At 63.8% G+C, this 25059-nt stretch carries 25 protein-coding genes; 11 read left to right on the forward strand and 14 right to left on the reverse strand.

The features are described 5' to 3' along the window. Positions 1 to 35 precede the first annotated feature (35 nt). Positions 36 to 1586, reverse strand: coding sequence for a trimethylamine methyltransferase family protein (locus tag NKJ37_RS27920; protein WP_013532332.1), 1551 nt, complete (start codon positions 1584 to 1586; stop codon positions 36 to 38). 90 nt (positions 1587 to 1676) lie between these two features. Here NKJ37_RS27920 and NKJ37_RS27925 point away from each other — a divergent pair, with 90 nt between their 5' ends. Further along, positions 1677 to 2579, forward strand: a complete 903-nt coding sequence (locus NKJ37_RS27925) for a LysR substrate-binding domain-containing protein (RefSeq protein ID WP_127288978.1) — start codon at positions 1677 to 1679, stop codon at positions 2577 to 2579. 276 nt (positions 2580 to 2855) lie between these two features. Then, the gene (gene mutL / locus NKJ37_RS27930; RefSeq protein WP_128305109.1) at positions 2856 to 4730 is read left to right on the forward strand and encodes a DNA mismatch repair endonuclease MutL; all 1875 of its coding nucleotides are present in this window, start codon (positions 2856 to 2858) and stop codon (positions 4728 to 4730) included. A gap of 72 nt (positions 4731 to 4802) precedes the next feature. Here the strand turns inward: mutL and NKJ37_RS27935 are convergent, their stop codons facing one another. The 4 genes from NKJ37_RS27935 to NKJ37_RS27950 all read right to left on the reverse strand — a co-directional run bounded on the left by NKJ37_RS27935 (position 4803) and on the right by NKJ37_RS27950 (position 7944). Then, positions 4803 to 5693, reverse strand: coding sequence for a DMT family transporter (locus NKJ37_RS27935; RefSeq protein ID WP_023813567.1), 891 nt, complete (start codon positions 5691 to 5693; stop codon positions 4803 to 4805). A 12-nt stretch (positions 5694 to 5705) separates the two neighbouring features. Beyond that, complete coding sequence (locus NKJ37_RS27940) at positions 5706 to 6032, reverse strand: antibiotic biosynthesis monooxygenase family protein (RefSeq protein WP_023813566.1); 327 nt, start codon at positions 6030 to 6032, stop codon at positions 5706 to 5708. A gap of 58 nt (positions 6033 to 6090) precedes the next feature. Then, on the reverse strand, positions 6091 to 6966 hold the full coding sequence (locus NKJ37_RS27945) for an alpha/beta fold hydrolase (protein WP_352775904.1): 876 nt from the start codon (positions 6964 to 6966) through the stop codon (positions 6091 to 6093). An 84-nt stretch (positions 6967 to 7050) separates the two neighbouring features. Continuing rightward, positions 7051 to 7944: a DMT family transporter gene (locus tag NKJ37_RS27950; RefSeq protein WP_023813564.1), complete on the reverse strand. Its 894-nt coding sequence runs from the start codon at positions 7942 to 7944 to the stop codon at positions 7051 to 7053. Positions 7945 to 8035: 91 nt separating this feature from the next. On the opposite strand from NKJ37_RS27950, the gene NKJ37_RS27955 reads away from it, so the two are divergent. Continuing rightward, the gene (locus NKJ37_RS27955) at positions 8036 to 8962 is read left to right on the forward strand and encodes a LysR family transcriptional regulator (RefSeq protein WP_352775907.1); all 927 of its coding nucleotides are present in this window, start codon (positions 8036 to 8038) and stop codon (positions 8960 to 8962) included. Positions 8963 to 9004: 42 nt separating this feature from the next. On the opposite strand, the gene NKJ37_RS27960 is transcribed toward NKJ37_RS27955, so the two are convergent. Continuing rightward, positions 9005 to 9592, reverse strand: coding sequence for a hypothetical protein (locus NKJ37_RS27960; RefSeq protein ID WP_128308912.1), 588 nt, complete (start codon positions 9590 to 9592; stop codon positions 9005 to 9007). Positions 9593 to 9717: 125 nt separating this feature from the next. On the opposite strand from NKJ37_RS27960, the gene NKJ37_RS27965 reads away from it, so the two are divergent. Beyond that, positions 9718 to 9951, forward strand: a complete 234-nt coding sequence (locus tag NKJ37_RS27965) for a DUF2093 domain-containing protein (RefSeq protein ID WP_031213688.1) — start codon at positions 9718 to 9720, stop codon at positions 9949 to 9951. On the opposite strand, the gene lpxK is transcribed toward NKJ37_RS27965, so the two are convergent. The 6 genes from lpxK to NKJ37_RS27995 form a co-directional block, all read right to left on the reverse strand. Further along, positions 9948 to 10973 (reverse strand): tetraacyldisaccharide 4'-kinase, encoded by a 1026-nt coding sequence (lpxK, locus tag NKJ37_RS27970; RefSeq protein ID WP_352775911.1) that lies wholly within the window; start codon positions 10971 to 10973, stop codon positions 9948 to 9950. The genes NKJ37_RS27965 and lpxK overlap by 4 nt on opposite strands. A 1-nt stretch (position 10974) precedes the next feature. Beyond that, entirely contained in the window at positions 10975 to 12291 is a 1317-nt protein-coding gene (waaA, locus tag NKJ37_RS27975; protein ID WP_027038607.1) for a lipid IV(A) 3-deoxy-D-manno-octulosonic acid transferase, read from the reverse strand. Further along, a complete protein-coding gene (locus NKJ37_RS27980; RefSeq protein WP_352775914.1) occupies positions 12288 to 13079 on the reverse strand; it encodes a lysophospholipid acyltransferase family protein in 792 nt (263 codons plus the stop codon). Before NKJ37_RS27980 ends, waaA begins: the two co-directional genes overlap by 4 nt. Positions 13080 to 13084: 5 nt before the next feature. Continuing rightward, a complete protein-coding gene (locus NKJ37_RS27985; RefSeq protein ID WP_027038609.1) occupies positions 13085 to 13330 on the reverse strand; it encodes a DUF4170 domain-containing protein in 246 nt (81 codons plus the stop codon). Positions 13331 to 13433: 103 nt separating this feature from the next. Beyond that, positions 13434 to 14249 carry a 3'(2'),5'-bisphosphate nucleotidase CysQ gene (locus tag NKJ37_RS27990; protein WP_352583473.1) on the reverse strand — a complete coding sequence of 272 codons (816 nt, stop codon included), beginning with the start codon at positions 14247 to 14249 and terminating at the stop codon, positions 13434 to 13436. Next, on the reverse strand, positions 14236 to 15579 hold the full coding sequence (locus tag NKJ37_RS27995; RefSeq protein ID WP_352775919.1) for a TldD/PmbA family protein: 1344 nt from the start codon (positions 15577 to 15579) through the stop codon (positions 14236 to 14238). Before NKJ37_RS27995 ends, NKJ37_RS27990 begins: the two co-directional genes overlap by 14 nt. Before the next feature lie 167 nt (positions 15580 to 15746). On the opposite strand from NKJ37_RS27995, the gene NKJ37_RS28000 reads away from it, so the two are divergent. Then, positions 15747 to 16163 carry a VOC family protein gene (locus tag NKJ37_RS28000; protein ID WP_013532348.1) on the forward strand — a complete coding sequence of 139 codons (417 nt, stop codon included), beginning with the start codon at positions 15747 to 15749 and terminating at the stop codon, positions 16161 to 16163. 23 nt (positions 16164 to 16186) lie between these two features. Here the strand turns inward: NKJ37_RS28000 and NKJ37_RS28005 are convergent, their stop codons facing one another. After that, a complete protein-coding gene (locus NKJ37_RS28005; RefSeq protein WP_352629708.1) occupies positions 16187 to 17437 on the reverse strand; it encodes an NAD(P)/FAD-dependent oxidoreductase in 1251 nt (416 codons plus the stop codon). A gap of 112 nt (positions 17438 to 17549) precedes the next feature. After that, the gene (gene epmA, locus NKJ37_RS28010; protein ID WP_352629706.1) at positions 17550 to 18590 is read right to left on the reverse strand and encodes an EF-P lysine aminoacylase EpmA; all 1041 of its coding nucleotides are present in this window, start codon (positions 18588 to 18590) and stop codon (positions 17550 to 17552) included. Between the two features lie 117 nt (positions 18591 to 18707). Between epmA and efp the strand changes: the two genes are divergently transcribed. The 6 genes from efp to NKJ37_RS28040 all read left to right on the forward strand — a co-directional run bounded on the left by efp (position 18708) and on the right by NKJ37_RS28040 (position 25029). Then, positions 18708 to 19277 (forward strand): elongation factor P, encoded by a 570-nt coding sequence (efp, locus tag NKJ37_RS28015; protein WP_027038615.1) that lies wholly within the window; start codon positions 18708 to 18710, stop codon positions 19275 to 19277. 259 nt (positions 19278 to 19536) lie between these two features. Next, positions 19537 to 19989: a helix-turn-helix transcriptional regulator gene (locus tag NKJ37_RS28020; protein WP_352775922.1), complete on the forward strand. Its 453-nt coding sequence runs from the start codon at positions 19537 to 19539 to the stop codon at positions 19987 to 19989. Next, positions 19986 to 21326, forward strand: coding sequence for an N-6 DNA methylase (locus NKJ37_RS28025; protein WP_352775924.1), 1341 nt, complete (start codon positions 19986 to 19988; stop codon positions 21324 to 21326). Before NKJ37_RS28020 ends, NKJ37_RS28025 begins: the two co-directional genes overlap by 4 nt. Continuing rightward, the gene (locus NKJ37_RS28030) at positions 21319 to 23379 is read left to right on the forward strand and encodes a sensor histidine kinase (protein ID WP_352775927.1); all 2061 of its coding nucleotides are present in this window, start codon (positions 21319 to 21321) and stop codon (positions 23377 to 23379) included. The genes NKJ37_RS28025 and NKJ37_RS28030 overlap by 8 nt, the downstream gene beginning before the upstream one ends. 4 nt (positions 23380 to 23383) lie before the next feature. Beyond that, complete coding sequence (locus NKJ37_RS28035) at positions 23384 to 24055, forward strand: ANTAR domain-containing protein (RefSeq protein WP_352775930.1); 672 nt, start codon at positions 23384 to 23386, stop codon at positions 24053 to 24055. Continuing rightward, positions 24052 to 25029 (forward strand): ComEC/Rec2 family competence protein, encoded by a 978-nt coding sequence (locus tag NKJ37_RS28040; protein ID WP_352775933.1) that lies wholly within the window; start codon positions 24052 to 24054, stop codon positions 25027 to 25029. Before NKJ37_RS28035 ends, NKJ37_RS28040 begins: the two co-directional genes overlap by 4 nt. Positions 25030 to 25059: the final 30 nt, after the last annotated feature.

The following is a 25059-nucleotide window of genomic DNA, read 5'->3' on the forward strand; positions in this document are numbered from 1 at the left end:
CTCCCGTCTGGTTCCCTTGATCTTGGTTCTTCGCGTCAACTGACGCTGTCCGGCAGCCTCTCCTCGCGCCGCGCGATGAAATCCATCAGGCCATCGGCGATGCCTTCATCGAGCTTCGGCTCCTCGTAATCCGCCAGCATGTTGCGCGCCTTCTCGCGGCCGCGCGTGTCGTGGTCCTTCGCCCCTTCCGCCTTCCACTGTTCGAACGAATTGAAGTCCATGATCGAGGGCATGAAGAAGGCGGATTCGAAATGTTCGAGCGTATGCTGGGTGCCGAGGAAATGGCCCTGCGGTCCCACCTCGCGGATGGCCGCCATGGCTTCCTTGAAATCGTCGAACGGCAGACCGCCGGCATATTTGTACCAGCCGATGAGCTGTTCGCAGTCGGTGGCGAATTTCGAATAGCCGCAGGTCAGGCCGGCCTCGAGCCATCCCGCGGAGTGCCAGATGTAGTTGGCGCCGGCGAGGATGGCGGCATGCATCAGCATGTTCGCCTCGTAACCCGCCTGGGCGTCGTTGAGCTTCGACCCGACATGAAAGCCGGACGTGCGCCACGGCAGCCGGTATTTCCGCGCCAAGGCTCCCATCAGATACATCATCTGCGCCGCCTCGGGCGTGCCGCCCATCGGAGCGCCGGTCTTCATGTCCACCGTGACCATGAACTGCCCGTAGATCTGCGGCGACCCTGGGCGCAGCAGTTGCGTGAAGGCGACGCCCGCCAGCGCTTCCGCATTGACCTGCGCAACCGCGCCCACGGCGGACGCCGAAGTCGAGGCGCCGCACAGTGCGAAGGGTGCGAGGATCAGCGGCTGGTTGCTTCGCGCATAGACCTTCATCGCGTCCAGCATGGTGGCGTCCCACACCAGCGGCGAATTGCAGTTGGTGATCGACACCAGGACCGGATTGTCGCGGACGTAATCCTCGCCGAACACGATGCCTGCCATCGCCATCGTGTCTTCCGCCCGCTCCTTGGACGTGACGATGCCCATGAACGGCTTGTCGGAATGCTTAAGCGCGGAATGGATGATGTGGAGGTGACGCTTCGGTACCGCGATTTCCATCGGCTCGCAAATGACCGAACTCGATGAATGCAGCGCCGGCGCCATGTAGGCGAGCTTGTGGAAATTGTTGAGGTCGGCCAGCGTGCCGTAGCGCCTGTTGTTGTCGAGATCGCGAACATAAGGCGCGCCATACATCGGCACGAAGATGGTATTGTTGCCGCCCACCCGCACCGTACGCTGCGGATTCCTCGCATTGAGCGTGAACTCCGACGGGACCTTCGATACCAGCTCCATCAGCAGGGCCCGGTCGATCCGCACACGAGTTTCCGAGACATCCGCGCCCGCCGCCTTCCACAGCGCGATAGCCTCGTCGTCGCGGAATTCGCATCCCACCTCTTCGAGGATCAGGAGCGACTCCTCGTGGATCAGCTCGACCGCCTCATCGGGGACCATCTGGTAGACGGGGATCTGGCGGACCAGGGTCGGGAACGACGTTACGGGGGCTCCGCGCAGCGCCTTGCGCCCCAGGCGGCCGCCACTGCGGCGGTTGGCATGTTCGGTCACTTCAGGGGCCGGTGCGTTCATGGCAACTCCATTCCACTCATGAAGGAGCCTAGCGCGACAAAATGGTGATGTGACGCTGGAAAATCCTGATCTCTTGTATAAGCTCAGCTTATGCGAAGCCTGCGCCACCTCCTGCCCTCGGCCGGCAGCCTGATCGTCTTCGAGGCGGCCGGGCGGCTTTCGAGCTTCACCGCCGCCGGCCGCGAGCTCGGCATGACGCAGGCCGCCGTCTCCTATGCCGTGCGCGGGCTGGAAGAGCAGCTTGGCGCCAAGCTGTTCCAGCGCCGCCACCGCCAGGTTCTCCTGACCGAGGCCGGCGAGCGCTTCCATGCCGATGTCTCGCTTGGGCTTTCGCATATCCGCAAATCGGCGGAGGATCTACGCCTGCAGGCGACCGGCGGTCATGTCACGCTGGCCGCCTCGACCGCGTTCGGTTCGTTCTGGATGATGCCGCGCCTGCAGCAGTTCCGCGACGAACTGCCGGGCATCGACCTGCGTATCCAGACCGCCGACCGCGACCTCGACATCATCGCCGAAGGCATTCCGCTCGGCGTGCGCGGCGGCGCGCCGCGGGACTGGCCGGACTATCACTCGTTGCCGCTGGCGGACGAGGAGATATTTCCCGTCGCCGGCACCAGCTATGCGGCAAAGTTCGGCCTGCCCAAATCCGCTGCCGAACTGGCCACGCACCGCCTCATCCATCTGGAGGAGCCGTATCGCGAGGCGGCCAGCTGGGACGAATGGTTCCAGTCGGCGGGCGCCAATCTCAGCGATACCGCGCGCGGCCTGCGCATCAACGATTACGGCCTGGTGATTCAGGGCGTCATGGAAGGCCAAGGCATCGCGCTCGGCTGGCGGCACCTCGCCGAGCGGTTGCTGGCGTCGGGCTTGCTGGTGCCGGTGACGGATCATGTGCTGAAGACCGGCAAGGCGTTCTATGTCGTCTGGCCGAAGAACCGGGAACTCAGCGACAACGCCCGCAAGGTGCGAGACTGGCTGGCGGCTCAGGCGTGAGGGGCAGTGCCTCCCTGTCCCTTGGAAGTCGGCGGGACAGCACCCCCCTCTGTCCTGCCGGACATCTCCCCCGCAAGTGGGGAGATTGGCAGTTCCAGCCTCGCCACCCTTCCTGCAGCGCTGCAGATTGGCGAAAGCCGTGGCGACATCCGATCTCCCTCCTTGCGGGGGAGATGGCCGGCAGGCCAGAGGGGGGTGCTGTCCTGCCAGCATCATCGCTATTCCGCCGACATCGAATGCTTTCTCATCGGCGTCGAATCCGCCTATAGTGGCGCCATGCCCATCCGCCAGCTTTCCGAAACGATGATCAACCAGATCGCCGCCGGCGAAGTCATCGAGCGTCCGGCGAGCGTGGTCAAGGAACTGGTCGAGAATGCGCTCGATGCCGGTGCTTCGCGCGTCGAGATCGTCACAGCCGGCGGTGGGCTGAACCTGATCCGCGTCACCGATGACGGCTCCGGCATTCCCGAACGGGAGCTGGCGCTGGCGATCGCACGACACTGCACCTCCAAGCTCACCGAGGATATCAACGACATCCGCTCGCTGGGCTTCCGCGGCGAAGCGCTGCCGTCGATCGGCTCGGTGTCGCGACTTTCGATCCGCTCGCGCACGGCAGCAAGTGACAGCGCCGCCGAGATCGGCATCGAGGGTGGCCGCGTCCTGCCTGTCAGGCCGGCGGCGGCCAATCGCGGCACCACGGTCGAGGTGCGCGACCTGTTCTTCGCAACGCCGGCCCGATTAAAGTTCATGAAGGGCGAGCGCGCCGAAAGCTCGGCCACCAGCGATGTGGTCAAGCGCATCGCCATCGCCTTCCCCGCCGTGCGCTTCACGCTGGCCGGCTCGGACCGCTCGACGCTGGAATTGCCGGCGGCGGATGACAGCGCGGAAGGCAGCCTGCGCCGTGTCGCCCAGGTGATGGGCGCCGACTTTCCGGACAATTCTATTGCCCTCGACGCGATGCGCGAAGGCGTGCATCTGACCGGCCACGTGTCGATCCCGTCCTTCACCCGCGCCAACGCGCTGCAGCAATATGCCTATGTGAACGGCCGCCCGGTGCGCGACAAACTGATCGCCGGCGCCATACGCGGTGCCTACGCCGACGTCCTGCCGCGCGACCGCCATGCGGTGACGGTGCTGTTCCTGACGCTCGACCCGGCCATCGTCGACGTCAATGTTCATCCAGCCAAGGCCGATGTGCGCTTCCGCGATCCCGGCCTTGTGCGCGGACTGATCGTCGGGGCAATCCGACAGGCACTGGCCGATGCCGGCGTCCGCGCCGCCACCACGGGGGCCGCCGGCATGATGGCGGCGTTCCGGCCAGGGGCCGCATCCTACGGCCACGGTGGAGCGGCAAACGGCCACCGCAGCTACGACGCGGCCTACCGCGCCTCGGGTCCGTCCGGCTTCGATCCCGCCCGGTCGTCGCAGCGGCCGCTCGATATGGGTTTCGAGGGTGCGGGCTTCCAGCAGCGCGGCTTGCATGAAAACGAGCAAGCGGCTTTCGATGCCGGTCCGCAGCATAGCGCCGATGCACGCGCAGGGCAGGATGAAGCGGCCGAGACGCTGCTCGGCGCGGTGCTGGGCGCGGCGCGCGCCCAGGTGCATGAGAACTACATCGTCGCCCAGACCAGGGATTCGCTCATCATCGTCGACCAGCATGCGGCGCATGAACGGCTGGTCTACGAGGCGCTGAAGAATGCGCTGCACTCGCGCCCGGTGCCCTCGCAGATGCTGCTTCTGCCCGAGATCATCGACCTGCCGGAGGAGGATGCCGAGCGGCTTGCGCTGCATTCGGAAACGCTGGCCCGCTTCGGTCTCGGCATCGAGCGCTTCGGCCCCGGCGCCGTCGCGGTGCGCGAGACGCCGTCGATGCTGGGCGAGACCAATGTCGGGCAATTGGTGCGCGACCTCGCCGACGAGATCGCCGACAACGACACGGTCGACACGCTGAAGGAGCGGCTGGACAAAATAGCCGCGACCATGGCCTGCCACGGCTCTGTGCGCTCCGGCCGCCTGCTCAAGGCCGAGGAGATGAATGCCCTGCTGCGGCAGATGGAGGCGACGCCCGGCTCGGGCACCTGCAATCACGGTCGCCCGACCTACATCGAACTTAAGCTGGCGGATATCGAACGGCTTTTCGGGCGGCGATAGCTGCGGACGGATTGCGGGCCATCGCTTCACCACTTGAGACCGGCAAGCCAAGGAGATCGGCCGACAATGCGGTCACCCGCGATTTTCGCCTGGCGGCCCGAGCAGCGCGATCGCAGCCGCCGCCAGCAGGAGGATCGCACCGGCGATTTCAGCCCAGCCGACCGCCTCGCCGAAGAGCCAGGCTCCGGCCGCTAAAGCGACGATCGGCGAAACGAAGGCGTAGAGCCCGGCACGGACGGTGCCCCAATCACGCATCAGCACGAGATAGAGCGTATAGGCGACGATCGTGCCAAACAGCGACAGGAACAGCAGACTGCCGATGGCGGCCGGCGTGTGCAGCGCCTCGAGCGTCTCACCCGAGATCGGCTCCAGCACGAGCGACAGCGCAAGCAGTGCAACACCGCCGATCGCAGCCTGGACCATTGTCAGCGCCAGTGGTTTGACCGCGCCCACCAGCGGGCGCGAAACCACGCTGCCGAAGCAATAACAGGCGGTCGCAACGACGATCGCAGCGAGCCCGATGCCGCTCGAACCGCTTCCCGCGCCAAGCCGCGTCCAGAACAGCCCAACCAGCCCGATGCTGCCGATAGCGAGCGCGGAAGCGTGGCGCCAGGTCGGTCGCTCCTCGCCGGTGAATGCGGCAATCGCGAACAGCAGGATCGGGATCAGCGCCAGGTTGACCAGCCCCGACAATCCCGAGGGCACGTGCTGCATTCCCCAGAAAAGCAGACCGTAGGTGCCGGTATTGACCAGCAATGCCGAGACCACCGTCCGCCCCGTTCGCCCGTGGGCGAATGCCGCGCCGGCTCCACGCACCGCTGTTGCCAGAAGCGCGGCGGTCAGCAAATAGCGCGCCGCCGCCAGCAGTAGCGGAGGCACGTCATTGAGACCGAGCTTGATCGCCGCCCAGGTCAGCCCCCAGATCAGCGACATCACCGCGAAGAAGGCGAGATTGCGAACCACCAGATTCGCCGCTCAGCGCAGTCCCTGACGATCGACAAGTATCCGGTGGATGTCGATCCGCTCCGGCAGCTCGATCAGGAACTCGGCATCGCGGTCCAGATGATGGACTTTGGTCGGTTCGCCTCTGGTAAAGGCCGTCATCGCTTGCATGTCGGCCCAATACGAGATGGTTGTGAACCACGTCTCGGCATCGCGGTCTTCGCGCAGCAATTGGACGCCAAGCGCCGTCTTCTCGAGGGGCGGAATACCCTCGGCACGCAGGTATGGCTCATAGGCGTCGGCGACGTCGCGGCGGGTGCGACCGCGCCAGATGCGCGCGATGGTCGGTTTGGTCGGCATGAGGTTCTCCTTCAGACAGGGGACAACAACTGAGCGCAGCAAGCGACGCCGGGTGAGATCAGCCGTGAACACGAGCCAGGAAATCGCGGACCAGCGGCAGCGCGTCGTCGAAATGTGTCTCGAGCAGCCAGTGACCCGCCCCCTCGATCAGATGCAGTTCCGCATCGGGCAGATCGCGATTATAGGCCTGCGCCGACGCCGCGGGCATATAGCCGTCCTCTGGCCCCCAAACGATCAGCGTGGGCGGGTGGTGTTCACGCAAATAAGCCTGGTAACGCGGAAACCAATTGAGATTGGCTTCCAGCTTCTCCATCAGACCGACGGCGATCTGCCGACGAACCGGCGTGTTCATCAATGGCCAGTGAAGGCTCCAGAGATCGGGCGGCACGCGGATTGCAACGTCGTCAGCCACTTCCCCGATGAACTCGCCCCGGAACCCGTCCTCGCTCACGGCGGCCTCGAGCGGACGGTGCTTGTCGGGCGACTTGTCGGTCCACCAAGCCTTGATCGTGGCGTATTTGGGTCCAAGCACGTCTTCGTAGATGTCGCCGTTCTGGATGATCAGGGCGCTGATCCGCTCCGGGTGCGAGATCGCATGCCGGAGTCCTATCTGCGAGCCATAATCATGCAGCCACAAGGCGTAGCGTTCGAGACCGAATTCACCGGCAAGTTTGGAAAGCACGTCGGAATAGGCGTCGAAATCATAGCCAAAGGCGGCCGGATCTGGTGTGCCACTGTATCCGAAGCCCGGCCAGTCGAATGCAATCGTTCGCCAGCGGTCGGCGAGCGCCGGCATCAGTCGGCGGAATTGGAACGAAGAGCAGGGATAGCCGTGCGGCAAGAGCAAGACAGGTGCTTCTGGCGGCCCTGCCTCGCGATAGAAAATGGATAGATCATCCAGTTGGATGCGTCGGTGCGTCGTTGCACCCGGCATTCGGACCTCCGTCGAATAAACACCGGCTAAACGCCTTTGACCGAGGGATCGTTCCGAATGAGGGAAGCGGACGGACGGCAATATTCATCTCTTCAAATTCACCACGATGACACCGCCCAGCGCCAGCGCGCCGCCGATTATGCCGAGCAGCGTCGGGACTTCGCCCAGCCAGAAGAAGCCGATCAGCGCGGACATCGGCGAGACCAGATAGAGGAAGTTGGAGGCACGTGCGGCGGGCAGACGCGACAGCGCGGTCGCCCAGGCGGCATAGGCGATCAGGCTGGGCACGATGCCAAGAAAGATGACGGCGCCGAGGCCTGCCGTGTCGGCAACCGCCGCCTGCGAAAAGGCCGACGGCAGGAAGGGCGCCAAGCATAGTGCGCCGAGCACCATGTTCGAAGCCGAAATGGTCAACGGATGATGGCGGGCAAACAGCGGCTTCTGGACGATAGTGTTGACGGCCGAGCACAAGGCCGAACCAAGCACCAGAAGAGCACCGGTGTTGAAAGACAGGCCATGCCCGTCGGCCATGGCGATGACGCCAATGCCGGCGAAGGAAATCACCGTGCCGGCCCAGGCCATGCCCGAAAAGCGCTCGCCCAGCAGGACCATCGCCATGATGGCGGTGAAGATCGGGCTGACATTGATGATGAAGCCGGCTGCACCGGCCGAGACGGTCAGTTCGCCGAAATTGAGCATGACGGTATAAAGCGCGACGAAGATGGCGCCGCCAAAGACAAGGCGCCACACTTCGTCGAGCCTGGGCAGCACCGGGCGCTTGACGGCCAGGAAGATCGCCGCCGGCACCGCGGCGATGGCAAAGCGCAATGCACCCAATTCCAGCGGTCCGAAGGCGGCGAGACCGGCTCGGATGGCGGGAAAGGCAGAAGCCCAGCCGACCACCGTCAGCGCGACAGCAATGGCTGCCGTGGTGTCCATCCGCTGTGTCGAATTCAACGTGCCCGTCATCGCGCTCATCTCACTGCCCTCGTATTCTTCGGTCCTGAGAGGCAGAAAACGCCATTTCAGGCCAGTTGACAAACGACCAAATCGAGGATCACCTGTGACTATGGATCACAGCTCGGACACAATGGTGCCGCTCGAGACGCTGCGCGCCTTCGATGCGGCGGCGCGGACAGGCAGCTTTTCGGCGGCCGCCGAAAAGCTCAATATCACCCATGGCGCCGTCAGCCGGCAGATCGCCAAGCTCGAGGACTGGCTGGGATTGAAAGTCTTCGACCGTGGTGCGCGCGGCGTCTCGCTGACGATCGAGGGGAACCGGCTGCATCTGCGCACGTCGGAAGCCTTTGCGCTGATATCGACCCATTCCGACCGCTGGGTCGAGCCGCGTGGCACCGCCGTGGTGCGGCTGACCTCGATCCCCTCGGTCAGCGGACTGTGGCTGATGCCGCGCATGGCGGCTCTGGAGAACAATCCCTCGAAGCTGCGCATCGTGCTCGATGTCGATATCCGCCAGGCCGACCTTGCCGATGAGGGCATCGATCTCTCCATCCGCTGTGGACGCGGCGGCATTCCGGGCCGCGTCTCGGTGCAGCTTTTCGAGGAACATGTCTTCCCCGTCGCGTCACCCGAGCTTGCCTGCGAGATCGGCCGCGGCGACCCTGCCCGGCTGCTCAAATATCCGCTGATCAACGATTCCGACGCGTCTGCCTGGCGCGCCTGGTTTGCCGCGCAAGGCATGGATTATCGCCCGCGCCCGCAGGACCGTCGCTTCGAGGACTACAATCTGGTGCTCGATGCCGCCGCCTATGGGCTCGGCATCGCGCTGGCACGCCCACCCCTGACCGGGCATCAATTGCAATCGGGCCGCATCACGCCCGTCGATGAGCGCACCGCGCTCAATCCGGTGTCCTACTGGCTCGACCGGCCGATCGGGCGGCCGCGTACCGCAGCCGCCGACCTCGCCCGCCGCATCGCGGCGGAGGCCGGGCTGGCGCCGGAAAAGATCGAGGCGTTCATCGAAGCCGAGCGGTAGGCCTTCCGCCGGGCATATATCGAGAACCAGCCGATTCGAAGCTCAGCGAAGCAACAACAGAACGAACCCAAGGATCACGGTTCCCAGCAAACCGGCCACTATCGAAACAAAGCCGACCTTCACCAGCAAGTGCTCAGGGTTCGGCGCCGCACCATGGGATTGATTGGCCGGCCTGTGCCTGCCCGCCAATGCACCCAAAGCGGCAGCGTTGCGCGGGACTGGAGCCTGCGGCGGGATAAGCGACAGCAATGACAGCCCCGCAACCCTGGCAGGAGCATTATCATTGGCCGTTGTCGAAGGCGGCAAGAAGGCTCGCGGCGTTTCGGCTTCGGGTTTTGCCTTTCTCGCCGCGATCGTTGCCAACGCCGCCTCTTCGCCCGTCTCAAGTTGGGCAAGATAGGCATCGACGATGCCAGCCGATGCGATCTGCTGCGATTTGACGGCCATTGGCGCGGCCGGCAAAGTCAACAGCGCTGGCGCTGTCTGTTGTGCGAGCAGAGACGGCGCCGGCGGTTGGACCAGCGCCTTGACCAGTGCCGTCATGACTGGATCAGCCTGCCCCGAGGGCACGGCCTGCGGCGTCATCACTTCCCTGAGCAAGGCGGGAAGACGAGTGGAGGAAATGTCCATTGCGGCCCACCAACACCATTTTTCCGCCTCACAATAAGCGTTCAGCATTGTCTCAGGCTTGTCGCATGCTTGACCTCGCCGGGAATTTATGGCGATGAAATCCTCATGAACCCTGGCGTCCCCGCATGATGAACCGTTTCGAAGGCCCCGGCGGCAAGGAAGCCCGCATCCGCTATCTGGATGGCGACTTCCAGGTTACCAGTCCCGGCGCGTTCGTGCGTTGCGCGGTGACAGGCGAAAGCATTCCGCTCGACGAGTTGAAATACTGGAGCGTCGCCAGGCAGGAGCCCTACATCAGCGCCACCGCCTCGCTGCGCCGCGAAATCGAGATGCATCCGGAGCTGCGTAAACGCGGTTAACCCTTCAGCTTGCGCTGGCGCCAGGCATCGAGCGTCTCGTCGATGATGCGCTCGGGAACGTGATCGAGTTCGAAGACAGTGTCGATCTCCAGCACCTCGAGCCGGTCGAGAAAGTCCTGTGAGGCGCCGTGGCGCAGTCGGGCGGCGTCCTTGGCGGTGGTGATGAGCACCAGCCCTTCGGCGCGTGCGGTCGCCACCAACTCGGCAAGTTCGTCCTCGGCATAGAAATGATGGTCCGGAAACGGCCGCGTCAACGCCAGTTCGCCGCCGGCTTGGCGCACCGTGTCGAAGAATTTCTCGGGATGGCCGATACCGGCGAAGGCGAGGAACCGCTTGCCGGCAAGCCCTGCCTTGCCGCTTGGCTCTGTATGGGCCTCGAAGATCGGCCGGCCGGCGCGTGCCGCCTGGCGGACCACGCTGTCGGCGGCAGTGCCCTCGCCCATTTTCAACAGCCCGCTGGTGAAGACCAACTGGTCGACGATTTTGGCCCTGAGCGGCCCGCCCGGAATGACGCGGCCATTGCCGATCCCATAGCGCGCGTCGACGACGACCAGCGCGTAGTCGATGTGGATGCGGGCGCTCTGGAAGCCATCATCCATGATCAGGAAATCGCAGCCATGCCGTTCCAGCAGCAGCCGGGCGCCGGCGGCACGGTTCGGCGTCACCGCCACCGGCGCGTGTTCGGCGAGCAGCAGCGGTTCGTCACCGACATGCCTGGCACTGTCATGGTCGATATCGACCACGTGAGGCTCGGCGAACGAGCCGCCATGGCCGCGCGACAGGAAGCCTGGTTTCAGATGCATTCGCTTCGCCTGCTCGGCGAGCGCGATGGCCACCGGTGTCTTGCCGGTGCCGCCAACCGTGAAATTGCCGATGCACAGAACGGGTGCCTCGATCTTCTCGCGCTTGGCCCGCCGCATGCCGCGGCCGGCGGCGGCCGCATAGATGGCCGATAGCGGCGACAATGCCAGGACCCGCCAGTCCGGCTCTTCCCACCAGAATGGTGGTGCTTCGGAGGCCACGCTAGCGACCGTTCGCGCCCTTCAGGCGCGACTTGACGACCAACGGCTGGATGTAGGGCTCAAGCGATTTCAGCGTGCGCGCCAGCGCGCCACGCATCTCGTCGACGGTCGCCACACCCGCCGCCATCATCTCGTGGCGCGCCACTTCGTTGGTCAGGAGGAAATTGACGGCGCCGGCCAGCATGTCGCGATCGCGCACCAGCTTGGCGCCGCCGCTGTCGAGCAGACGCTGGTAGGCCTCGCGAAAATTCTGCACATTGCGCCCGGCGAGAACCGCGGTGTCGAGCATGGCCGGTTCCAGCGGGTTCTGGCCACCCTCGGAGGTCAGCGAGCGGCCGACGAAGGCGATTTCGGTCAGCCGGAGATAGAGCCCCATCTCGCCGATCGTGTCGCCGAGCAATATATCCGTGTCGGCAGCTATCCTGTCGCCCTTGCTGCGCCGCGCGACCTTCAGGCCCATGCCGGAAATCTGCGCCGCAAGCGCCTCGCCGCGATCGGGATGACGCGGAACGACGATCGTCAGGAGACCATGATGGCGTTTGTGCAGCGTCGCGTGGACTTCAGCCGCGACCACTTCCTCGCCGTCATGTGTCGAGATCGCCGCCCAGGTCGGGCGCGTGCCTATCTGCCGCCGCAGCGTCGCCAGCGCCCGTTCGTCGACGGGCGGCGGCGAGGTATCGACCTTGAGATTGCCCGATACGGTGACCGGCCGGGCGCCGAGCGCCAGAAACCGCTCGCCATCGACATCCGACTGCGCCACGACGTGAGCCAGGTTCTCGAACAACGCCTCGGCGATGTTGGCCCGTTTCTTCCACGACTTGAACGAGCGGTCGGACAGCCTGCCATTGACCAGCACCTGCGGCACGCGGCGCGCGCCAAGCTCGAGGATGGTCATCGGCCAGATTTCGGATTCGGCGATGATCGCCAGATCCGGCTGCCAGTGATCGAGGAACCGGCTGACCGCCGGCTTGAGATCGAGCGGTACGTATTGGTGGATGATCCGGTCACCGAGACGCTCATCGGCGACCTGCGCCGAGGTGACCGTGCCGGTCGTCAGCACGATGTTGACGCCGTAGTCGAGAATGCTTTCGACCAGCGGCACGACGGCGATGGTCTCGCCGACGCTCGCGGCATGGATCCAGATCACCGGCCCGTCGGGGCGCGCGCGGCCGGCGACGCCATAGCGCTCGCGGCGGCGGTAGCGGTCTTCCTTGCCGCGTGAGGTGCGCCAGGCCACATAGGGCCCGACCAGCGGATAGGCGGCCGCACCCGCGAAACGGTATGCCGACAGCATGGCTCGCGCCCAGCGGCCGCTCATCGCGGGGCATCCACGAGACGGTAGGCCTCGGCGGTCGCGGCATTGAGCGCGGTCGTCACTTCCTGGCGCTTGCGCTCCATTTCGGCGTCATCGGCGCCGGCCGCCACGAAGATCGGCTGGCCGATGACGATCGACGAACGGCCGAACGGCAGGTTGATGGTGGTCCTGTCCCAGCTCTTCTCCAGCACCTTGCGACGGCTGGTGGTGATGGCGACAGGCACAAGCGGCCGGCCCGAGAGGCGCGCCAGGAGAACGATGCCAAGCCCTGCGTCTCGCGGCGTGCCGTGCGGAATATCTGCGATCATGGCGACGTTCTTGCCGACGGCGAGCGACTTTTTCAGGGCGATAAGCGCTTTTGCCCCACCCTTGTCGAGGTGCCTGGCATTCTCCCGCCCGCCGGAGCCGCGCACCGCCTCGATGCCGAATTTTTCCAGCATCAAAGCGTTGAGCTCTGCATCGGCGCTGCGCGAAACCATGGCGACCAGCGGCTTGCGCTTGGGGTAATAGGCCGGCGTCAGCAGATGCTGGCCGTGCCACAAGGCGATGATGCCAGGCTCGAACTCGGTATAGGCACCGCCCGAAAACCGTGCCGATCCCTCGACGACGCGATTGGTAAGGCGCACGAAGCGCACGAACTGAGCGAACAGGCTGGCGATGGCGTTCTTGACGAATCGCGACTGCGCCAGCGGTTGGCGAATCTTGCGCCAGAAGGCCTTGGTCGTGCGGCTGCGTCCCCTGCCCGTGGGCGCGGCATCGCTTGCTGGCCCTTTCGCCAGGTCATGCTCCATCGAAGTCAACCGGCAACCTTGTTGTCGGGGTCCAGCAGCCGGTGCAGATGAACGACGAAGTAACGCATGTGGGCGTTGTCCACGCTGGCTTGCGCCTTGGCTTTCCACGCCGTGTGCGCGGATTGATAGTCGGGATAGATGCCGACGATATCGAGGCCCTCGAGATCGCGGAATTCGGTGCCGCCAAGCTTCTTGAGTTCGCCACCGAACACCAGATGCAAAAGCTGTTTCTTTCCGTCTTCCGCGGCCATGTCGGTCCTTCACATATCGTGAGTTTGTCACAGGTCTAGACCAAAGCCGCCAACTTTGGAACCTTTAGGGCGAGATGAATTCATCTCGCCGGGGAAAACGCCTTCACGCGTCCAGGCCGGCGATGACGCCAGCGAGCACGGCCAGCAATTCACCGCTGCCGGCAGCAAGGGCGCCGTGACGGGTCACCTCGCCGGCATAGAGCGGAGCGCGACCGTGCTGGTCGAGCAGCTGGCCGCCGGCCTCGCGCAGGATGAGGTCGGCCGCCGCAATATCCCAGTCATGCGCATTCGGCTTGACGAAAGTGGCATCCAGCGCGCCATTGGCGATCATCGCCAGCCGATAAGCCAGCGAAGGGCTGTAGGGCGCTCGCTTCAGCCGCGCCTGCCATTCGGCCGGCATCAGGTCGGTCAACTGCTTCAGCCCGGAAATCTCGGCTGTTTCCGCCAGCTTGCGAACCGCAATGCGCTTGCCGTTGCGGAAGGCGCCCTGGCCGGGCAGCGCCCAATAGGTCTCCTCCATCGCCGGGCATTCCAGCACGCCGGCCAGCGTACGGCCACGCTCGACGACGGCGACGCTGACGCACCAGGTGCGCTGGCCTTCCAGAAAACCGCGCGTGCCGTCGATCGGGTCGACGACGAAGGTGCGGCGTGCCGAAAGCCGGACCGGATCGTCGACCGTCTCTTCCGACAGCCAGCCATAGTCCGGCCGCGCCGCCAGCAGCGTTTCGCGCAGATAGGCGTCGGCGGCATGGTCGGCCTCGCTGACCGGCGATGTGCCGCCCTTCATCCAGACTTGCGGGCTGTTGCCGAAGTAGCGCATGGCGATGAGCCCCGCCTCGCGGGCAGCATCGCGCAGCAGCGGCAAGTCCCCAGAGGCGCCGGAGATGGCCCCGGCTATGGTCAGGTCATGCTCCGGCAAGGGTCATGCCTTCGATCAGGAGCGTCGGGGCGGCGGTGCCGAAATTGCGGTCGAGGTCATCGGCCGGCACCATGTTGAGGAACATCGTCTTCAGGTTCGAGGCGATGGTGACCTCGGCGACCGGATAGGCCAGTTCGCCATTCTCGATCCAGAAGCCCGAGGCGCCACGGCTGTATTCGCCGGTGACCATGTCGACGCCCTGGCCGAACACTTCGGTGACGTAGAAGCCGGTCCTGAGCGATTTGATCAGCTCTTCCGGCGACCGCTCGCCCGGTTCGATGGCGAGATTGGTGGAGGATGGCGTCACGGAGGAGCCGCCGCGCGCGCCGCGGCCGTTGGTGACGAGGCCCAGTTCCCTTGCAGCCGAGGTCGACAGGAACCAGTGGTTGAGCACGCCTTTCTCGACCATCAACAGCTTTTCGCCCTCGACGCCCTCGCCGTCGAACGGCCGCGAGGCCTGGCCACGCCGCCTGAGCGGCTCATCGGTGACGGTGATGGCGGACGCGGCCACCTGCCTGCCCATCATGTCACGCAGGAACGAGGTCTTGCGCGCCACCGAGGCGCCGTTGATGGCGCCAGCAAGATGGCCGGCGATGCCGCGCGCGACGCGCGGGTCGAACACCACGTCGACCGGCCCGGTCGCTGCCTTGCGCGCGCCGATGCGGCGCACCGCGCGTTCACCGGCCTTGCGGCCGATGTCCTCGGGCGCATCGAGATCGGCAAAGTGCTGGCGCGAGGAGAATTCATAGTCGCGCTCCATGCCGGTGCCCTCACCGGCGATGACGCTGGCCGAGCGCGAGAAACGCGAGCCGACATAATGGCCGAGGAAGCCGTGCGAGGTGGCCAGCACCAGGCCGCCGAGGCCGGCACCGGCGCTGGCGCCGGCCGAATTGGTCACGCCCTTGACGCCAAGCGCTGCCGCCTCCGCCGCCAATGCGGCTTCCTTCAACTGGTCGGCGGACACCACGGTGGCGTCGAACAGATCGAGATCGCGTGTCTGTTTGGCCAGCAATGCCGGGTCGGCCAACCCCTGATAGGGATCCTCAGGCGAGACTCTCGCCATGGAAACAGCGCGTTCGGCCAGCGTTTTCGGGTCGGACGCCGCTGTCGCCGAGACACTCGCCACGCGGCCGCCGACGAAAACACGCAGCGCGACATCCTCGCTCTCGGAGGCTTCGGTAGCCTCGACTTTGCCGAGACGCACCGACACGCCGGTCGAGCGGCCGCGCACGGCCACGGCGTCGGCGGCATCGGCGCCGGCCTTCTTGGCAGCCTCGACCAAGGCCGCGACGCGGTCGGTCAATTTTGCTGCGTCTGATATATCGGTCATGCCTGAAATCCTGCTGGTGCGGCCGGTGTGCGGCCGTTGCCCACCCATCTATTGTTCCGGTCCGGCTTGTGCAATGGCATAGGCTTCAATCAAAATGCAGGGTGGGCGGTTCAAAACCGCGAACCCTGTGACGCAAAATCGGTTCGCAGCTTGCACGGAGCATTTCGATGACGCCTTTCCATCTCGCCTTCCCGGTCCGTGATCTCGATGAAACCCGCGTTTTCTATGGCGAGGTGCTGGGCTGTGCGATCGGCCGTTCATCGGCGACCTGGGTCGATTTCGACCTTTACGGCCACCAGATGTCGGCGCATCTGCGTCCGCAGGCCGCACAGGCCCCCAGTGACGGCAAGGTCGACGGCATTGTCGTGCCGATCCCGCATTTCGGCGCCGTGCTCTTGATGGACGACTGGCAGCGCCTGGCGACGCGGCTGGAGGCGCGTGACGACATCGACTGGCTGGAACGGCCGATGGTGCGTTTCAAGGGCGAGCCCGGCGAACAGGCAACGCTTTTCATCCGCGACCCCTCGGGCAATGCCCTGGAATTCAAGGGTTTTCGCTCGCTGGAGCAGGTTTTCGCGCACTAGCTCAGATCGGGGGCATCCGTCGATCAACGGCCGAAACGGCCCGCCGCGAAAGGTGCGAGCCGAGCCGGACCGCCGCGTCCGCCGATCAAGTCGGCGACCAGCCGCGCGGTGATCGGAGCCAGCGTCAGGCCGAGATGGCCGTGCCCGAAAGCATGAATTACGCGGGAGCTGCCGCGCGAAGCGCCGATGACCGGCCTGGAATCCGGCAGGGACGGCCGGAAGCCGAGCCATTGCGAGGCAGGCGAGCCGAGCCCGGGAAAAATTTGCCTGGCGCCACGGTCAAGCAGTGCCAGCCGGCGCGGATTTGGCGGCGCGACCAGGCCGCCGAGTTCGACGGTGCCGGCGACCCGCAAGCGGCCAGCCATCGGCGTCAGGTAGAAACCAAGATCGACGGGACAGACAGGTCGGTTGAGCAGCGGCGCGTCGGTGTGGAATTCGAGATGATAGCCGCGCTCGGTCTCGAGCGGAATCCTGTCGCCGGCCTGCGCGGCCAGTGCGCGCGACCGTGCACCGGCGGCGATCACCACCGTGCCAGCCTTGATGCGAACGCCGGGTCCGCTGAGCTGGACACCGTCAGCCTCGACCTGCAGTCCGGTGATCTCAGCCTGCTTCACCGATGCACCACGGGCACTCACCGCGCCCAGCAACCGCCGCATCACCATTGCCGGATCGGTGACATTGATCGAGTCGGGAAAATACACGCCATGCGCTGCTGTCGCCGGCAGGCCCGGCTCAAGCGCCGCCACCTCTTCGGGAGTCAGCACCTCTTGGCGGATGCCAAACCCAGCGCGCATTGCCCGGCCGCTGGCGCCAGCGGCAAAATCGCTCTCGCGGCGATAGAGGTAAAGACAGCCATTGCGGCGCAGCTGGTCCTCCAGGCCGGCCTCCCCGGCCATGTCTTCCCAGGCCGGGAGGGCGTCGGCCAGCAGTCCGGCGAGCGCCAGCGCATTGGCCCGGGTGGCCGCCGGCAGCGATTGCCGCATGAACCGAACGAGCCATGGCGCCAGCTGCAGCAGCGCCGGCCAGCGCAGCGAAAACGGGCTGTCGGGATCAAGCAGCAGCTTTGGCAACGCCCGCAGCACCGCAGGAGTGCCGACCGGCATGCAGGCATATTCGGCGATCGTTCCGGCATTGCCTGATGACGCGCCGGAGCCCGGCTCGTTCGGATCGATGAGCAGGACTTCGCGGCCGTCCGCGACAAGGCGAAGTGCCGTCGCCAGCCCGACAACTCCGGCGCCGACAATGGCGATTTCGACCGTTTCAGAAGCAGCCACTGTAGATCTTCCGATTGACCTTGAAATCCAGTACCGATCATGTGGTCTCTTGGTTCGGGGTCACGGTCCAGTCTTGATCCCTGGAATCGAATAGGCCAGATCTTTCCGCGCCTCAGGCAACAGGCGTCCAGATCACGTCCTCGATTTTTTGCGCGCCTGTCGCCAGCATGACGAGCCGGTCGAAGCCGAGCGCGATGCCGCTGGCCGGCGGCATGATGGCAAGCGCGGCGAGGAAATCCTCGTCGAGCGGATAGCGCTCGCCATAGATGCGCTGTTTCTCATCCATCTCGATGATGAAGCGCCGGCGCTGCTCCTTGGCGTCGGTCAGTTCGCCAAAGCCGTTGGCGAGCTCGACGCCGCAGCAATAGAGCTCGAAACGCTCCGCCACGCGCGGGTCGCGTGGGCTCGGCCGTGCCAGTGCCGCCTCGGCCACCGGATATTCGCACAGGATGGTCGTTCGTCCCTGCCCGAGGAATGGCTCGATTTTTTCCACCATCACCCGGCTGAACAGGTCGGCCCAGCTGTCGTCGGGCGCGGTACGCATGCCGGCCCGGATCAAGGCGGCGTATAGCGCGTCGCGATCGGTGCTGCCGTCGGCGGCGACCGTGGCCAGCAGATCGATGCCGGCATGGCGAGAGAAGGCATCTGCCACCGTCAGCCGTTCCGGCTCGGCGAACGGATCGCAGTCGCGGCCACGAAACGAGAAAAGAGTAGCCCCTGCCCTTGTCGCGGCCAGCGCCAGGAAGGCCGCGCAATCCAGCATCAGGCTCTCATAGGCTTCGCCCACGCGATACCATTCGAGCATGGTGAATTCGGGATGGTGCAAGGGGCCGCGCTCGCGGTTGCGATAGACCGGACCGAAGCTGAAAATGCGCTGCTCGCCGGCGGCGAGCAACTTCTTGCAGGCAAACTCCGGCGAGGTGTGGAGATAAAGCGGCGCCCTTGCGCCGTCCGGCCCGATCGCATCGGTGGCGAAAGCCGCCAGATGCGCCTCGTTGCCGGGCGAGACCTGCAGGGCCGCCGTCTGCACCTCGACGAAATCATGGGCGGCGAACCAGTCGCGCAGGCTGGCGGCGATGCCGTTGCGCAGCATCAGCCGCGGGCGGCGGTCGGCATGAACGTCAGGCGTCCACCAGGGCGAAGCTTCGGTCATGCGGCTCGGATCATGGTGGAAGGGGGCTGGCGGTGGCGGCCAAGATGCGGTAGGCCCCCATCCAGCGCCGCACAAGCCGGCAAACGCCAGTCAACTCTTCTTGCAGGATTTAAAACCGTGGTGAAAGTCATCGCCAGTTCGCTCCGCAAAGGCAACGTCGTCGACAAGGACGGCAAGCTTTATGTGATCCTCTTTGCCGAAAACATCCACCCAGGCAAGGGCACGCCTGTAACGCAGCTCGACATGCGCCGCATCGGCGACGGGGTGAAAGTTTCGGAGCGCTACCGCACCACCGAACAGGTGGAGCGCGCCTATGTGGAAGAGCGCGAGCATACCTTCCTCTATCGCGACGGCGAAGGCTTTCATTTCATGAACCCGGAAAGCTACGACCAGGTCGCGGTGTCGGAAGCCGTGGTCGGCGACATGGCGCCTTACCTGCTGGAAGGCATGGCCGTGCAGGTGTCGCAGTTCAACGGCATTGCTATTTCCCTGGTGCTGCCGCAGCGCGCCACCTTCGAAGTGGTGGAAACCGAGCCGACGACCAAGGGCCAGACGGCCTCGTCATCCTACAAGCCGGCCGTGCTGTCCAACGGCGTGCGCACCCTGGTGCCGCCGCACATCGCGCCGGGCACCCGCGTGGTGGTGATGACGGCCGATGGGGCTTATGTGGAGCGCGCGAAGGACTGAGGGCTGCTTTAGCTTCAGGGCGAAGGCGGTTATTCCTCAGCGAGCGCTTCGCGCCATGAGCGGCACCTTAGGGCCGGGGATCGAATGACCGCCGTGGGGCCGGTTGCTGACCGGCAGCTTTCCGGCGTTCGGCCGCAAAAATGGACATCGGACCCTTGAGGGGCGGATCCGCCCCGCTTCGCCAAATTTAGTGAAGTGATGACACAATATGAGTTGCCAAAAGAGGCGCGGCGCCTCATCATAGGCTGATGAGGCGCACGTGACTGGTCCTGAAATGAAAGATCTGCGGCAGCGGGCGAAGCTATCGCAGGCCCAGTTAGCGTCAGCGATCGGCATGTCGCGGGAAAGCATCGGGCGCATCGAGCGAAGCCGGGAAACTGTCGAGAAGCGGACCGAGCTGGCGGTGCGCTACATCGCCGAATACGGAATTGCCGCAGACCGGTCGCTTTCGCAGGTTCATTCTGATGTCGCGAACGTGCTTGACGACGCTGCCGTACGCGCAAGCCCATCGATCCAACGCACCGACAAGCTGAAGGCCGCGCTTGAGAGCTGGACCGCAGCGGGTGGAAGCGATACTGGCCGGCAGCTAATCTATCGCGCGCAAGGGGTGATCGGTCAGATCAACGTGTCAGATGCGCGAGACCCCACCTTTGCTCGGACGATGAGCGACCTGACTCAAGTCAAGCTCGAGTGGGCGGCTCTTAAGGCATGACCAACATCGCAGCGTCGACTCCCTGTCTCGGCGAAGTGTCCAGGACGCCAGAGCCGGCGATTAAATTCGGCGAGTTCATCGCCAGTGCAGTAAAGACTGCCAGCGGCGAGATCGGCGATAAGTCTCCCGTTACGATCTCACACCCACTGCTGAACGGTGTGCCTTACGCGACCTTTCGCCGTGAAATAGACATCGAAACGCGACGTGAGCTTGGTGCCTTCTTCTCGAGCGACGACATATCGAGGAGCTTGGCGATTCAGCTGGCCGAAATGCTCGATGCGGATTCCCTCGTGCTTGATCCAAGCTGCGGAATCGGCGACCTGCTGCTCGCGCGAGCTGCAATTCTTCCTCTGGGAGCGAATTTAGAGGCAACACTAGCGCTCTGGGGTGAACGACTAGCTGGCTTTGATATTCGCAAGGACCTAGTCGATCTGTGCAAGGTTCGGCTGTGCATGCTGGCGCGGGCGCGTGGTGGGTTCACGGATCAAACCGATCCTCTGGAAGCATTTCCACAAATCGTTGCACAGGACATGACGGCGCCTGAAAGTCGTGACCTGCTATGGCGTGCCGACGCGATCCTGTTCAACCCGCCGTTCGGCAAGACAACTTGGCCTAAGAGGCTCGATTGGGCATCAGGCGAGATCAACGCCGCCGCGATCTTCCTTGATCATCTCGTTGCATCGGTACGGCCGGACGTGCCGATTGCCGCCGTGCTTCCCGAAGTGCTCCGATGCGGATCGCGCTACAATCGATTCCGCACTCGCCTATCGAAGTTCGGCTACTCGGGATCGTTCGAGGTGCACGGCCGGTTCGATTCATGGACCGATGTCGACGTCTTCTCGACCCTGCTCTCTCGCTCGGAAACTCCCAGCTCGCTATGGACGGCAACCAAACCACATGTCCTTACGACGGTAGACGACCTCTACGAAGTGCGCGTTGGCTCTGTCGTGCCCCACCGCGATCCGGTGAGCGGCCCTTCCCGAGCCTATATCTGCGCCAAAACAACGCCAGCCTGGCATGCGGCGTTTATGCCGCCGGTCCGTCTGGCCTATTCCGGCAGGGTTTTTTCTCCTCCGTTTGTTGCGATCCGGCGCACTTCGAGCCCGAGCGACAAGTTTCGCGCCGTGGCGACGGTAATCGTCGGTGATGAAGCCGTCGCGGTCGAGAACCATTTGCTTGTCGCGATGCCGCGCGAAAATGGCCTGGCGGCGTGCGAAGCGCTTGTCGCCGTGCTTCGATCTCCGGAGACTAATAGTCAGTTGAACGAGCTGATGCGATGTCGACATCTGACGACGGGTGCGATTAAGAGTTTGCGCTGGATAGCATCCGATGAGTGAGCGACTGCGCTTTTCCCCTTCGATCCTCTCGCGGCTCGGCGAAGAACTCGTGCCGGATGCGGACCAAGGCGTCATCGAGCTGGTCAAGAACGCCTATGATGCCGATGCTACGCGGTGCTGCGTCGAATTAATTCGGACCGGCGATCCCGGAGGCGACATTAGCGTAGCGGACGACGGCGTCGGGATGAACGAAGCCGACCTAAAGCAAGGCTTCTTGATCGTCGGACGATCGCGCAAGGATGCTGCGTCGCTCACCCGCTGCTTTGAACGCGTCCCGGTTGGCGACAAAGGCCTTGGGCGCTTGTCTGCGCTTCGTTTGGGGCATCGTGTTACCGTCATCACCCGACCTCGCGAGCAGCCCGGGGTTGAACTGCGGCTTGAACTCGATTGGGATGCGTTCGACGTTGCGGAGGCGGTCGAGGATGTGGAAATCCCGATCAAGATCGCCGTCTCAGACAAACCTTCTGGTACCGAGATCCGCATCCGGCGCCTGAGATCGGCGTTCGGATTCGGTATCGCCAATAAATTGGCGCGGAACCTGTTACTGCTGTCCGATCCATTTCGCGATTCAGATGACAGTGGGATCATTGCTGGCGATCCGGGTTTCACTACCGAACTGCACGCACCCGAGTTCAAGGATCTCCAGTCGAAAGTCGAGGCCTCCTATTTCAAGGATGCCGATTTTAGGATCGTCGGCGAACTGCTCGCAAATGGAGAGGCCGTCTTCTCGCTCCTCGATTGGAAAGGTGCCATTCTATACTCGGCGCCCGGTTCGCGAACGTATGCGGCCCCGCCATTACGTTTCGACCTGTGGCACTTCGTTCTCGAGGCCTCGCGTTTCTCGAACAAAAGCTCGACGCTTCCCGAGGTCCGTGCGTGGCTAAAGCATATCGGCGGCGTACATATTTACCAAGATGGGCTTCGTGTGCCGCCCTATGGCGGCCCGGGAAACGACTGGCTTGATATGAACCTGTTGCGAGTGCGCAGCCCCGAGCTGCGCCCTGGCACCAACAGCGCGATCGGACGCGTCTCGGTGTCGAATGTGTCCGGCGCGCTCGTACAGAAAACGGATCGCGTCGGATACTTGGAAAACGCTGCTTTCCAGGAATTGCGTCAATTCTGTATCGATGCCCTCGATTGGTCGGCAAAGGTGAGAGTCAGCGAGCGCGAAGCCAAACGCCGCGCGGAACGCGCCGACGTAAGCAAGCGCGCCGAGAAGGCAAATGCATCGCTGGACGCAGTTTTGGCCAAGGCCGTTCCAGTCACCCAGCGTAAGGAAGTCGATGTTGCGATCGCGCGTGTATTCAAGGCGAACGAACGCGAGACCAAGGTACTCCGCGAGGAGTTGCAGCTATACCGATCGCTCGCAACGGCGGGTATGACGTCGGCGGTGTTCGCTCACGAGATCGGGCGGCCGCTGGAACTACTCGACACTAATCTCGCCTCTCTCGTGAAGATGATCCCGAAGGAGCGACGCGATGACGCGGAGCGGCGCGTTGGCCGAATTGAGCGATCGAGTGCTAAACTGAAGTCTTTCGTGTCGATCCCGCTCAAGCTGTTGGCGAAGGGAAAGCGTCGTTCTGGGCGCATCAACATCAACGACTGTGTCAACAATCTGATGGGATTGCTCGAGCCGATTCTCGAACACTTCAACGTTGTGCCCAAGGTCGACCTCGGCGCCGGCAAGGTCGCCGTCAACGGCAGCGAAGCATTGATCGAGGGCATTCTTCTCAACCTGATCACTAATTCGATCAACGCCTTCCAACGGCGTGGCTCGGACGCCACGGATCGCGTGATAAACGTCACGACTGCTTATGACGGCGACGTATTGATCATGATCGAGGACAACGCCGGCGGTATCAAAGATCTTGATGTCTCCGAGATCTTTCTGCCCGGAGTTACCAGCTCAGCCGAGGGAACGGGATTTGGTTTGACGATCGTGCAAGATTCTGTGTCGGATATGGGCGGAAAGATCGACGTCGACCCACTTACGGCATTCGGCGGCGCGCTGTTCACCGTCAAGCTACCACCAATGCGCGTCTTGCTGGGATAATGTGATGCTGGCGCTCAATGACCGTGTAGCCGTAATCGATGACGAGCCGGATGGGCGCGACACGATCATCGATTTGCTGGGCGAACAGCATTTTGAGCCGATCGCAATCATGGGACCATTTGGCAGCGACATTGACCGGCTTATCGCTGAGGTGGAAAAGGCCGACCCCGGTTTCGTGATCTGCGATCATCGCCTGACTGCCAAGCAGTACGCCACCTTCACCGGCCTTCAGGTCGTCGAACGGCTGATAGAACGCAAGCGACCCGCGATGCTGCTCACGACATTTCAGGAACCCGATCTTATTGAATTACGCGCTGCGCGTCCGCGCGTGCCCGTGATCAAGGGCCGCGACGGGTTCAGTTTCGAGGAGGTTTCACGGTTGCGCGAGATCGTCCGGCTCGAAATCGCCGATCAGCCGGTCAATAGCCGGAAGCCCCATCGGGTCATTTTGCGCGTCGAAGGCGTCCGGACGAGCGACATCGAAATCGTCGTGCCGTCGTGGAACCGCAACCACGCATTCGTCCTCCCGAAGTGGCAAATTGCCGATGCGGTTCGCGAAGCTGTTAAGAAAGGTGATTACCTCCTTGGTGATGTCAACATTGGCGCACCGAGCGAGGATGAAATATACTTCGACAATGTGAATGAGATTGTCGAAGATATTCGAGATCTGTCTTGAGCGATGTGCTGATCCTAGATGTGGCGCACGGCAATTGCGCGATAGTGCAGAATGCCGGAATGGTCGCCGTTATCGACGCGCCGGTTGGTTCAGCAATTCTCGACACCCTCGATCAGCTCGGTATAGCGCACGTCGAACATGCGCTGATCTCACACTCAGACGCCGATCACCTCTCCGGCATTCTCGCTTTGTTGACGAGCAGTGCGGTGACCGTCGGCAATTTGTATCTGAATCCTGACGCTGACAAGGACTCGACCGCGTGGCGCGACCTGCTCGCGGCGGTGCGCGTCGCCAGCCGCAACAATGCAATGCGAACGGTTCCAAGTCTTAATGTTAGTGTCCCAGGTACGCTGAAGGTCGGCGACATCTCCATGACAGTAGTTTCCCCTTCCGAAGCGCTTGCGTTGTCTGGCGTTGGCGGCCGTTCGCCGGACGGCAAGCCGAATAGCGCGAACACTCTGTCGGCGGTGATCAAGGTGGAACGTACTCCGGATGTCGGCGTGCTGCTCTCGGGCGACCTCGATGCGACCGGTCTCGATGATGTCGTCGCCTCGGGCGCGAAGCTTACCGCATCGGCTCTGGTCTATCCGCATCATGGTGGACTGCCCGGCTCAGGAAAGTCGGCCGAGTTCGTACAAGGGCTGTTGAAGCTGGTGGCTCCCGCGCAGGTCTATGTGTCGAACGGGCGCAATAAGCACGCTAATCCGCGGGCTGAGGTCGTCGAGGCAATCCTCGACCACGGATGCGGTCTCGCTTGCACCCAGCTCGCAAAGGCATGCGGAGATTCGGTCACAGCAACGCATCTTGAGAAATGGCCAGCCGCGGGGCGCGACGCGCAACACAGCTGCGCTGGCACAATCTCGCTGACGCTTGGGGAGGCCGGCGCAGTGCGCGATCCCGCAATTGAAGCTGCCTTCCGCGAGTTTGTGACAAATCATGTTCCGAGAGCAATGTGCGCACGTACAAAGCATTAGACTCTTAACAATCTTGTTACGACGAATCAG

Origin of the sequence: Mesorhizobium sp. M0140, from assembly GCF_040322475.1 — a bacterium.
In the GTDB taxonomy this organism is placed as follows: domain Bacteria; phylum Pseudomonadota; class Alphaproteobacteria; order Rhizobiales; family Rhizobiaceae; genus Mesorhizobium.

What these genes read in the sequence shown, in the direction of transcription:
- NKJ37_RS27920 (WP_013532332.1), bottom strand. Translation starts at nt 1,586, where the DNA reads ATGAACGCACCGGCCCCTGAAGTGACCGAACATGCCAACCGCCGCAGT.
- NKJ37_RS27925 (WP_127288978.1), top strand. Translation starts at nt 1,677, where the DNA reads ATGCGAAGCCTGCGCCACCTCCTGCCCTCGGCCGGCAGCCTGATCGTC.
- mutL (WP_128305109.1), top strand. Translation starts at nt 2,856, where the DNA reads ATGCCCATCCGCCAGCTTTCCGAAACGATGATCAACCAGATCGCCGCC.
- NKJ37_RS27940 (WP_023813566.1), bottom strand. Translation starts at nt 6,032, where the DNA reads ATGCCGACCAAACCGACCATCGCGCGCATCTGGCGCGGTCGCACCCGC.
- NKJ37_RS27945 (WP_352775904.1), bottom strand. Translation starts at nt 6,966, where the DNA reads ATGCCGGGTGCAACGACGCACCGACGCATCCAACTGGATGATCTATCC.
- NKJ37_RS27950 (WP_023813564.1), bottom strand. Translation starts at nt 7,944, where the DNA reads ATGAGCGCGATGACGGGCACGTTGAATTCGACACAGCGGATGGACACC.
- NKJ37_RS27955 (WP_352775907.1), top strand. Translation starts at nt 8,036, where the DNA reads ATGGATCACAGCTCGGACACAATGGTGCCGCTCGAGACGCTGCGCGCC.
- NKJ37_RS27960 (WP_128308912.1), bottom strand. Translation starts at nt 9,592, where the DNA reads ATGGACATTTCCTCCACTCGTCTTCCCGCCTTGCTCAGGGAAGTGATG.
- NKJ37_RS27965 (WP_031213688.1), top strand. Translation starts at nt 9,718, where the DNA reads ATGATGAACCGTTTCGAAGGCCCCGGCGGCAAGGAAGCCCGCATCCGC.
- waaA (WP_027038607.1), bottom strand. Translation starts at nt 12,291, where the DNA reads ATGAGCGGCCGCTGGGCGCGAGCCATGCTGTCGGCATACCGTTTCGCG.
- NKJ37_RS27980 (WP_352775914.1), bottom strand. Translation starts at nt 13,079, where the DNA reads ATGGAGCATGACCTGGCGAAAGGGCCAGCAAGCGATGCCGCGCCCACG.
- NKJ37_RS27985 (WP_027038609.1), bottom strand. Translation starts at nt 13,330, where the DNA reads ATGGCCGCGGAAGACGGAAAGAAACAGCTTTTGCATCTGGTGTTCGGT.
- NKJ37_RS27995 (WP_352775919.1), bottom strand. Translation starts at nt 15,579, where the DNA reads ATGACCGATATATCAGACGCAGCAAAATTGACCGACCGCGTCGCGGCC.
- NKJ37_RS28000 (WP_013532348.1), top strand. Translation starts at nt 15,747, where the DNA reads ATGACGCCTTTCCATCTCGCCTTCCCGGTCCGTGATCTCGATGAAACC.
- epmA (WP_352629706.1), bottom strand. Translation starts at nt 18,590, where the DNA reads ATGACCGAAGCTTCGCCCTGGTGGACGCCTGACGTTCATGCCGACCGC.
- NKJ37_RS28025 (WP_352775924.1), top strand. Translation starts at nt 19,986, where the DNA reads ATGACCAACATCGCAGCGTCGACTCCCTGTCTCGGCGAAGTGTCCAGG.
- NKJ37_RS28030 (WP_352775927.1), top strand. Translation starts at nt 21,319, where the DNA reads ATGAGTGAGCGACTGCGCTTTTCCCCTTCGATCCTCTCGCGGCTCGGC.
- NKJ37_RS28035 (WP_352775930.1), top strand. Translation starts at nt 23,384, where the DNA reads ATGCTGGCGCTCAATGACCGTGTAGCCGTAATCGATGACGAGCCGGAT.